Source organism: Nonomuraea sp. CX421 (assembly GCF_059358955.1).
The window spans coordinates 672263-681111 of sequence record NZ_JCADBK010000001.1 but is presented as its reverse complement, the minus strand read 5'-3'; the positions used below and the strand labels follow the sequence as shown (position 1 = coordinate 681111).

10 protein-coding genes are annotated in these 8849 nt (G+C 70.7%); 4 read left to right on the top strand and 6 right to left on the bottom strand.

All coding sequences use genetic code 11. The features are described 5' to 3' along the window. The 5 genes from AC5L3X_RS03165 to AC5L3X_RS03145 form a co-directional block, all read right to left on the bottom strand. On the bottom strand, positions 1 to 492 hold a 492-nt coding region (locus AC5L3X_RS03165), incomplete at its 3' end, for a type II toxin-antitoxin system VapC family toxin (protein WP_494854941.1). Further along, a complete protein-coding gene (locus AC5L3X_RS03160) occupies positions 489 to 728 on the bottom strand; it encodes a hypothetical protein (protein WP_494854939.1) in 240 nt (79 codons plus the stop codon). The genes AC5L3X_RS03165 and AC5L3X_RS03160, both read right to left, overlap by 4 nt. 86 nt (positions 729 to 814) lie before the next feature. Next, a complete protein-coding gene (locus tag AC5L3X_RS03155; RefSeq protein WP_494854937.1) occupies positions 815 to 1693 on the bottom strand; it encodes a 1,4-dihydroxy-2-naphthoyl-CoA synthase in 879 nt (292 codons plus the stop codon). Positions 1694 to 1703: 10 nt separating this feature from the next. Next, a complete protein-coding gene (locus AC5L3X_RS03150) occupies positions 1704 to 2216 on the bottom strand; it encodes a PadR family transcriptional regulator (RefSeq protein ID WP_494854936.1) in 513 nt (170 codons plus the stop codon). Between the two features lie 97 nt (positions 2217 to 2313). Next, positions 2314 to 2646 carry an ArsR/SmtB family transcription factor gene (locus AC5L3X_RS03145; RefSeq protein ID WP_189122310.1) on the bottom strand — a complete coding sequence of 111 codons (333 nt, stop codon included), beginning with the start codon at positions 2644 to 2646 and terminating at the stop codon, positions 2314 to 2316. Between the two features lie 87 nt (positions 2647 to 2733). Between AC5L3X_RS03145 and AC5L3X_RS03140 the strand changes: the two genes are divergently transcribed. Further along, positions 2734 to 2904 (top strand): DUF3073 domain-containing protein, encoded by a 171-nt coding sequence (locus AC5L3X_RS03140; RefSeq protein ID WP_189122309.1) that lies wholly within the window; start codon positions 2734 to 2736, stop codon positions 2902 to 2904. A 146-nt stretch (positions 2905 to 3050) separates the two neighbouring features. On the opposite strand, the gene AC5L3X_RS03135 is transcribed toward AC5L3X_RS03140, so the two are convergent. Next, entirely contained in the window at positions 3051 to 4457 is a 1407-nt protein-coding gene (locus AC5L3X_RS03135; RefSeq protein WP_494854934.1) for an LCP family protein, read from the bottom strand. A 244-nt stretch (positions 4458 to 4701) separates the two neighbouring features. Between AC5L3X_RS03135 and AC5L3X_RS03130 the strand changes: the two genes are divergently transcribed. The 3 genes from AC5L3X_RS03130 to AC5L3X_RS03120 are packed head-to-tail and all read left to right on the top strand — an operon-like array spanning position 4702 to position 8834. Beyond that, the gene (locus AC5L3X_RS03130; protein ID WP_494854933.1) at positions 4702 to 4917 is read left to right on the top strand and encodes a hypothetical protein; all 216 of its coding nucleotides are present in this window, start codon (positions 4702 to 4704) and stop codon (positions 4915 to 4917) included. Positions 4918 to 4963: 46 nt separating this feature from the next. Next, entirely contained in the window at positions 4964 to 7267 is a 2304-nt protein-coding gene (locus tag AC5L3X_RS03125) for a xanthine dehydrogenase family protein molybdopterin-binding subunit (protein WP_494854932.1), read from the top strand. A 10-nt stretch (positions 7268 to 7277) separates the two neighbouring features. Next, positions 7278 to 8834 (top strand): phospholipase D family protein, encoded by a 1557-nt coding sequence (locus tag AC5L3X_RS03120; protein ID WP_494854931.1) that lies wholly within the window; start codon positions 7278 to 7280, stop codon positions 8832 to 8834. Positions 8835 to 8849 lie beyond the last annotated feature (15 nt).

The window sequence follows — 8849 nt, the reverse complement described above, 5'->3', positions numbered from 1 at the left end:
ACATCGCCGCACGCGGTGAGACGGGCTGGGCAGTGAGTCACGCTGCCTGACGCGGACCAAACCGTCGAAACCACCGACGGCCAGGAGCTGCAAGCTCAGTCCCTTCAGGGCTGAGAAGCTGACTGAGAAGTCTCTACGGTCGATGGTGACGATGTGCGTGATCGACAGTCGCTCGGCTATCGCGACCACGGAGACATCAGCAGGGTCGAGGCGGGCATCCTTGTAACCGCGAACGAGTTCGGCCATTCGCCGGACATCCTGCGGGACCAAGTCGACGAGTTCGAACTCGTCGGTCACAAGGTCGAGGAACTGAGCATGGACTGATGGCCCCATGTGCCGGTTGATGGTCCAGCCAGCCTCGATCAGGATCGTGGCTGGCAGGAGCAATGGCCCATCCAGGGTTTCCAGAAGTCGGACACAGGAAGCATGATGCTTGTCATCCCGATCGACTACCGCGATCAAGGGGCCGGTATCCAGCAGAACGGCGGTCACACTGACCGATTGAACCGCTCAGCCAGCAGATCTTCGACCCGTTCTGAGAGATCGCCCTCACCGGAGGCGCCGATGCCGGCGATGGACAGACGACGGCGGACCGGTTCGTCGTGTTGGTGTGAGACGTCGGCGAGTTCCGGGTCTGTCTTGACCAATCTCAGAAGGCGGCGCGCCTGATCGGACGACAGCTGATCCACCAGGTGGTGAAGCTCCTCATGCGCATGTCCGGCGCTCATGCCATCGAGTGTACGACGGCGGTCCAGCTCATGCCCAACACGCTGACGCACCTCATTCCGTCGGGATCTCTATCCGGCGGAGCCGGTCAGTAGTGCCAGGGGTACGGTGACCAGTCGGGCTCGCGCTTCTCCAGGAACGAGTCGCGCCCCTCGGCGGCCTCGTCGGTCATGTAGGCGAGCCGGGTCGCCTCGCCGGCGAGCACCTGCTGCCCCACCAGACCGTCGTCGATCAGGTTGAAGGAGAACTTCAGCATGCGCTGCGACGTGGGCGACTTGCCGTTGATCTTGCGGCCCCACTCCAGGGCCGTGGTCTCCAGGTCGGCGTGCGGCACGACGGCGTTGACCATGCCCATCCGGTGGGCGTCGGCGGCCGAGTAGGTGTCGCCCAGGAAGAAGATCTCCCTGGCGAACTTCTGGCCCACCTGCCGCGCCAGGTAGGCGGAGCCGAAGCCGCCGTCGAAGCTGGCCACGTCGGCGTCGGTCTGCTTGAAGCGGGCGTGCTCCTCGCTGGCCAGCGTCAGGTCGGCCACCACGTGCAGGCTGTGCCCGCCGCCCGCGGCCCAGCCGGGCACCACGCAGATCACGATCTTGGGCATGAACCGGATCAGCCGCTGCACCTCGAGGATGTGCAGCCGCCCGGTCGAGACCGTGCCGTCGGAGTACTGATAACCGTCCTTGCCCCTGATGCGCTGGTCGCCGCCGGAGCAGAAGGCCCAGCCGCCGTCCTTGGGCGAGGGGCCGTTGCCGGTGAGCAGCACGCACCCGACGTCGGTGGTCTGCCGGGCGTGGTCGAGCGCCCGGTAGAGCTCGTCGACCGTCCGCGGCCGGAAGGCGTTGCGCACCTCGGGACGGTCGAACGCGATGCGGACGGTGCCCTGGTCGACCGCGCGGTGGTAGGTGATGTCGGTGAAGTCGAATCCCTCGACAGCCTGCCACGCTTTGGGATCGAACAGTTCGGAGACCATGGGCGAGAGCCTACCGAATCTGCTCTTCGGCCCATGCGGCCCACTCCTGCTGCGCCCTGCTGATGCGCAGGCCGTACTCGAGGGCGATGCGGCCGTAGACGGACAGGTTGTCGGTGCCGCTCTCGACGAACCCGCGGAGGCCCTCCAGGCGCTCTGCCTCCTTGCCGGACAGCTCGGCCTGGCGGTGGAGGTAGCCGCGGGCCCGCTCGGGTGAGATCTGGGCGAGGAAGAAGACCCGCAGCAGCATGTCGCTGCGCGTCGCCCTGGCTGGCTCGACGTCGGTGATCCAGCGGCGCAGTTCGGTCAGCCCCTCGGGGGTGATCGCGTATTCCTTGCGGCCGCGCGGCCCCTCCGCCACCACGTCCACGAGGCCGGCGTCGGCCAGCTTGCCCAGCTCGGCGTAGAGCTGGCTCTGCGTGGCGGGCCACGTGTTGGAGAGCGAGACCTCGAACAGCTTCATCAGGTCGTATCCGCTCGCGGGTCCCTCGGACAAAAGCCCGAGTGCGGCGTGTCGAAGACTCATATTCCTATGCTGACATATCTCGACAGGAGGTTCTAGCTTCGACCTGTCTCTATAGGAATGTTGAAGGAGCTCCGTCCGCGCCGCCGGCCGGAGTCGGTCAGGGGACCTCGGCGCGCAGCTCCGCCAGCAGCTCGCCCTGATCGGCCAGCATGTCGGTGAGGATGCGCCGGGCCGCGCCGAGCAGGTCGGCCAGCTCGGGGGTGGCCAGGGTGTAGACGACGGTGCTGCCTTCGCGGATGGCGCTCACGATCCCGGCTCTGCGCAGGACCGCCAGCTGCTGGGAGAGGCTCGAAGCCTCGATGTCGATCTGAGTCAGAAGATCCCGGACGGGAAGCGGGCCTTCCTGGAGTAGCTCCAACACTCGGATGCGAGCGGGGTGGCCGAGAGTTCGGAAGAAATCAGCCTTGGCCTGATAGACCTCCACGTGCATACTGCCCACACTAATCCAGTTCAGTTGCATAATTCTTCAAGTCGTAAGGTTGTTGGCTAGGATGAGCGCGGGGACTAGGGAGTAGCCATGGGTCGAGGAAGAGCCAAGGCGAAGCAGACGAAGGTCGCTCGCCAGCTGAAGTACACCAATCACAACATCGACTACGATCGGCTCCGCGAGGAACTAGGCGCGGACACCGGGCGAGACGAGATGCACGCGAACGCGGGGTCCGAGCAGGAGTCCGAGCGCGCGCAATGACGCGGGCCAGCCTGGTCGGCGCGCGCAGGTGACGTGTCGGGCCGTCCGGCCTCCGGAGCCCGCTCGGGTCCCGAGGGCCGCGGACGGCTCCGCACCTCACGGCGGCGAGGCCGGCCGGCCCTCCACACCCATCGCTTCCGCGACCGTCACGCGGCGCAGGTGTCGTGGGTGGCGTCGAACCCGTCGAGCGCGTCGGTGTCACCCGTGCGCAGGGCCTTGAGCCCCTTCCAGTCGTCGCCGACGACCAGCACCAGGCGGCTGGTCCGCGCGCCGGGCACCGGCCTGGGCGTGGCGGTGATCAGATCCTTGGCCAGCGTGGGCACTCTCGTCTCGCCGTTCGGCGAGTAGAGAATCAAGGTCTTCGCCTGCGGCTTTCGCGCCGCGTCGGTGACCTTGGTGATGTGATAGCCCCGCTGCTCCAGCGCGGCGGCCACCTGCGAGCCGAGACCGCCCCGATAGGTGCCGTTGCGCAGCTCGATCTGGACCTTCGACCGGGAGACCTTCGTCTGGCCCCCCTTGACGCGCTCCGGCCCACTGTCCCTGGCGACGAGCCGGAAGAGCCGCGTCGCCTGCGGCTGGACCCACTCGACGCGGCCTGGCTGGCTCAGTGAGTAGTGCCACGGCGTGGTGATGAAGCGGATCTGCCCGGCGGTGAGGCCCTGGAGGCTGCCGGCCAGGTCCTTCATCACGCCGGGCGTGAGGCCGGGGTCGGTGGTGACGGCCTTGGTGCCGGCGTCGAGGAAGCCGAGGAGTCTGGCGGGGTTGGTCAGCGTCTCGCCGCTCATCACCTTCTGGACCATCGACGCGATGAACATCTGCTGGCGCTGGATGCGGCCGATGTCGGAGCCGTCGCCGAGGCTGTAGCGGGCTCGGACGTAGCCGAGCGCCTGCTCGCCGTCGAGCGTCTGCCGCCCGGCGGGCAGGTGGAGAAGCGCCTTGGTGTCGTCGACCCGCTCCGGCAGGCAGACCTCGACGCCGCCGACGGCGTCGACCATGCTCTTGAAGCCGGTGAAGTCGACCTTGACGAAGTGGTCGATGTGGATGCCGGTCAGCGCCTCGATCGTCTTCCAGGTGCAGGTGATGCCGCCGGAGTTGAACGACTCGTTGATCATGCCGAGGTGCGGCCGCTGGCCGGGCAGGGCGCCCTTCGCGCGGCAGAAGGGGAGCTGCACCAGCGAGTCGCGGGGGAAGCTGACCACGATCGCGGTGTCACGCCGGGACGAGACGTGCGCGAGCATGATCGTGTCGGTGCGCTCGCCCGGGGTCCGGCCGTACCTGGCGTTCTTGCCGTCACGCTGGTCGGAGCCGACGATCAGCACGTTCATCGCGGTGCCCGCCACCTTGGGCGGGCGGGTCGCGCCCAGGTCGTCCTGGGTGACCTCGATGTGCTTGACGTTGCCGGTCAGTTTGACGTAGATGACGGCCGTGGTGCCCACGACCAGCAGCACCAACGCCAGCGCGATCGCGATCGACCAGTGCAGCCAGCGCACGCCGGCGCGGCGCGACGTGCTCGGTGACGGGGAAGGCGGCGCATCGACAAGCCCGCGGCTCACGTGACTCCCAAACAGGACGGGGCCGAGCGCGCCGCCCGTGGCGAGAGCCTCTCCGTGCAGATGTCGGCCGGTTGAACCTCGCCGAGTCTACTCAGGCGGTGCGCGAGCCACATGGGGACGGCGAGATCTCCCGTTAGTCCGGCCCGTTCACCCGTAGGGAGACCCGCGGGCTCTGGGTAGCCGCAACGAGGCCACCGACGAGCTGTGGTGGATCAAGCAGAAGCTGGAGAGCGAGCACCTCTCCATGCCGTTGCCGCCGACGCTCGCCCTGCGCAAGGAGGCCGAGCAGGCCCTGGCCGACGCGTTGGGCGCCCGGACCGAGGCCGAGGCCAGGCGGATCGTGGAGGAGATCAACGCGAGGATCCGCGAGGCGATCAGGACAGGACTGTCCGGCCCGCCGCTCAACCTGATGCCCTTCGACGTCGAGCGCGTCGTGTCCGACTGGCGGCGCGCCCGGTAGCCCTCGGCGTCTGGACCGCCCGTGTGAGCGAGTTCACAATCGGTCCATGGGTGACGGGACACAGATAGGCACCAGGAAACCGCGCAGGGAGGACGCCCGGCTGCTCACCGGCCGGGCCGGATACGTCGGCAACGTACGGCTGCCGGGCATGGCCCACGCCGTCGTGGTCCGCAGCCCCATCGCCCACGGGCGGCTGGTCGGCTGCGACGCCAAGGCGGCCTGGACGGTCGAGGGCCTGCTCGACGTCATCACCCCGGCCGAGGCGGACGCCGTCCGCCTGCCCTGCGTCACCCTCGCGGCCGGCCAGCGTCACACGTCCTATCCGGTGCTGGACGAAGCGGTCCGCTACGCGGGCCAGCCGCTCGTGCTGGTGGTCGCCGAGACGCCGGAGGCCGCGGCTGACGCGGCCGGGCTGGTCGACCTGGAGTTCGACGAGCTGCCCGCGGTCATCGGGATCGAGCGGGCGCTGGATCCCGGGGCTCCGCTGCTCTATCCCGAATGGGGCACGAACCTGGTCACCGACTCCGTGCTCGGCGACCCCGACTGCGACGAGGCCATCGCGGGCGCGGAGCACGTCGTGGAGCTGACGTTCGGCTTCGGCCGGGCCACGCCCCACCCCATCGAGCCGCGCGGGATCGTCGCGTCCTTCGACGGCGATGAGCTCACCGTCCGCACGTCCACGCAGGCTCCGCACCACGTGCGCGAGCACGTCGCGGAAGCGCTCGGGCTGACGCAGGACCGGGTGCGCGTGGTCAGCCGCGAGGCCGGCGGCGGGTTCGGCGGGAAGGAGCACCTCTACCCGGACGAGGCGCTCGTCTGCCTGGCCGCGATGCGGCTGATCCGCCCGGTGAGCTGGACCGAGTCGCCCGGCGACCGGCTGGTCGCCACGCTGCCGGCGCGGCCCGCCGTGCACCGGGCCCGGCTGGCGCTCGACGCCGACGGGCGGTTCGTCGCCCTGCACGCCGACGTGGTCGGCGACCTCGGCGGTCACCCGTCCAACGTCGGCATCTCGCCGTTCGCGGTGACGGCCATCATGCTGCCCGGCCCCTACCGCTTCGACCGGGTCGCGGTACGGCTGCGCGGCGTCGTCACCACGACCACGCCGACCGGCTCCTACCGGGGCTTCGGCCAGCCCGAGGCCACCTGGACCCGCGAGCGGCTGGTCGACGAGGCGGCCCGGCGGCTCGGCGTTGACCCCGTGGAGCTGCGGCTGCGCAACCTTCTCGGGCCGGACGAACTGCCCTGCACCACCAGGACCCATCAGCCGTACGACTCCGGCGACTATCCGCGCGCCCTGCGGACGCTCCGCGACCTGGTCGAGCCGCCGGCGGGAGGCGACGGGCGCCGCCGTGGGATCGGGTTCTCCTGCCACGTGGAGGCCACCGGTCTGGGCCCGTCGATGGCCATGAAGGCGACCGGCATGCTGGCGGGCGGTTACGAGACCGCGGTGCTGCGGATGGAGCCGGACGCGTCGGTCGTGGTCTCGTCGGGCGTGGCGGCCATGGGGCAGGGCATCGAGACGGCGCTGGCCCAGATCGCCGCTGACCGGGTCGGGGTGCCGTTCGAGCGGGTGCGGGTGGTGCTCGGCGACACCGCCGTCACGCCGTACTCCTCGATCGGGTCCATCGCCAGCCGTTCGCTCGCGGTGGGCGGGGGCGCGCTCACGCAGGCCGCGGCGCGGCTCCGGGACAAGATCGTGGCCATCGCGGCCCACCGGCTGGAGGCGGCCCCGGAGGACCTGGAGTTCGCGGGCTCCGCCGTACAGGTGAAGGGGGACCCGCAGGCGGCCCTGACGTTCCGGGAGATCGCGACGTCGGCGTGGCGCGGCTGGGACCTGCCCGAGGGCATGTCGCCGGGGCTGGAGGAACGGGTCAGCTACGACCCCGTGGCCTACACCTTCGCCTACGGGGCGCACGCCGCGGCCGTCGCGGTCGATCCCGAGACGGGGGCCGTGGAGGTTGAGGGCTACTGGGCCGTCGGCGACTCGGGCGTGCAGGTGAACCCGGCCATCGTCGAGGGCCAGCTGCGCGGCGGCATCGCGCAGGGCATCGGCATGGCGCTGACCGAGGAGATCGTCTACACCGACGACGGGCAGCCCGTCAGCGAGTACCTCCTGCCGACGACGCGCGAGATCCCCGACATCCACGTCGTGATGCTGGAGACACCCTCGCCGATCACGCCCGGCGGCATGAAGGGCGCCGGTGAGGCCGGGACGATCGGGCCGCCCGCCGCCATCGGCAACGCGTTGGCCGCCGCCCTCCCGGAGATCGCCGACCGGGTCACCAGAACGCCGCTGACCCCGGAGGCCGTCTGGTCGCTGCTGACGCATGAACCCAGGGCGACCGGGTAGCCCGGGTCGGATGGGGCTCACGGACTGGTTCCTCACTGAGGAGGAACGCGACAATCCGTCCACCCGGCTGGCCGCCTGGTCGACGGGAAACCTGGTGCGCCCGCTCGCCCACGGCGCCACGTACTTCACCGAACTTCAGGAGCGGCTCGACGGGCTCGGCCGCGACGACCTGCTGCTGTTCGCCGACTGGCGCGGCGATCCCGACGAGCGGCTGAGCGACGGCGGCCCGCGGGTGGCGAGCGCGATGGCCCGCGCGGCGGGCAAGGGAGCGCTGGTCAGGGGGCTGATCTGGCGATCGCACCTCGACCTGCTGCGGTTCAGCGCCGCCGAGAACCGGCGCCTCGGCGCGGACATCGAGGAGGCCGGCGGGCAGGCCGTGCTCGACACGCGGGTACGGCCCGGCGGCTCGCACCACCAGAAGTTCGTCGTGCTGCGCCACTCGTCGAGTTCGGCGCGGGACGTGGCCTTCGTCGGCGGCATCGACCTGTGCCACAGCCGCCGCGACGACGCCCGGCACGGCGGTGACCCGCAGGCCGCGCCCATGCCCGACGTGTACGGCGAGCGCCCGCCCTGGCACGATCTCCAGGTGGCGATCCACGGGCCGGCCGTGGCCGAGGTGGAGAAGGTTTTCCGCGAACGCTGGGAGGACCCGGCCCCCGCGACCCGCCAGCCGCTCCGGCGATTACGCGACCACTTCCAGCGGATGGACGACGTGCCGCCGCTGCCCCCGCCCGGACCGCCGCCGGACCCGGCCGGGACCCATGCCGTGCAACTGCTGCGCACCTATCCCCACCGGCGCGGCGCCTACCCGTTCGCCCCGAGGGGGGAGCGGAGCGTGGCGCGCGCCTACCAGAAGGTGCTGCGCCGGGCGAGCACGCTCGTCTACCTGGAGGACCAGTACCTGTGGTCGACCGAGGTGATCGAGCCGTTCGCCGAGGCGCTGGAGCGCGAGCCGGAGCTTCGCATGGTCATCGTGGTGCCGCGCTACCCCGACCAGGACGGCTGGCTGGCCGGTCCCGCCAGCCTGATCGGCAGGAGCGAGGCGCTCGCCCGGCTCCGGCAGGCGGGCGGCGACCGGGTCGCGGTCTACGACCTGGAGAACCACGCGGGTACGCCGGTGTACGTGCACGCGAAGGCGTGCGTGGTCGACGACGTGTGGGCGAGCGTCGGGTCCGACAACGTCAACCTGCGGTCGTGGACGTACGACTCGGAGCTGAGCTGCGCGGTCGTGGACGAGGAGCGGGACCCGCGCCCGCCCGGCGGTGCCCGCGTGTTCGCCAGGCGGCTGCGGCTCGCGCTGGCCGCCGAGCACCTCGACCGCGACCCGGACGACGTGGACGAGCTGTGCGATCCGAAGGTCGCCTTCGAGGCGTTCGCCGAGTCGGCGCGGCGCCTGGAGTCCTGGCATCGCGGTGGTCGCCGGGGGGCGCGCCCGCCCGGGCGGCTGCGCCCGCACCCTCAGCCGGAGCTGGGGCGGCTGAGGCGGGCGCTGGCCATGCCGTTGTACCGGCTCGCGGTCGATCCCGACGGCCGTCCCCCGGACCTGCGCCGGTCGCGCCGGTTCTGACGGCCGGTCTGCTCA

What these genes read in the sequence shown, in the direction of transcription:
- AC5L3X_RS03160 (WP_494854939.1), bottom strand. Translation starts at nt 728, where the DNA reads ATGAGCGCCGGACATGCGCATGAGGAGCTTCACCACCTGGTGGATCAG.
- AC5L3X_RS03155 (WP_494854937.1), bottom strand. Translation starts at nt 1,693, where the DNA reads ATGGTCTCCGAACTGTTCGATCCCAAAGCGTGGCAGGCTGTCGAGGGA.
- AC5L3X_RS03150 (WP_494854936.1), bottom strand. Translation starts at nt 2,216, where the DNA reads ATGAGTCTTCGACACGCCGCACTCGGGCTTTTGTCCGAGGGACCCGCG.
- AC5L3X_RS03145 (WP_189122310.1), bottom strand. Translation starts at nt 2,646, where the DNA reads ATGCACGTGGAGGTCTATCAGGCCAAGGCTGATTTCTTCCGAACTCTC.
- AC5L3X_RS03140 (WP_189122309.1), top strand. Translation starts at nt 2,734, where the DNA reads ATGGGTCGAGGAAGAGCCAAGGCGAAGCAGACGAAGGTCGCTCGCCAG.
- AC5L3X_RS03130 (WP_494854933.1), top strand. Translation starts at nt 4,702, where the DNA reads ATGCCGTTGCCGCCGACGCTCGCCCTGCGCAAGGAGGCCGAGCAGGCC.
- AC5L3X_RS03125 (WP_494854932.1), top strand. Translation starts at nt 4,964, where the DNA reads ATGGGTGACGGGACACAGATAGGCACCAGGAAACCGCGCAGGGAGGAC.
- AC5L3X_RS03120 (WP_494854931.1), top strand. Translation starts at nt 7,278, where the DNA reads ATGGGGCTCACGGACTGGTTCCTCACTGAGGAGGAACGCGACAATCCG.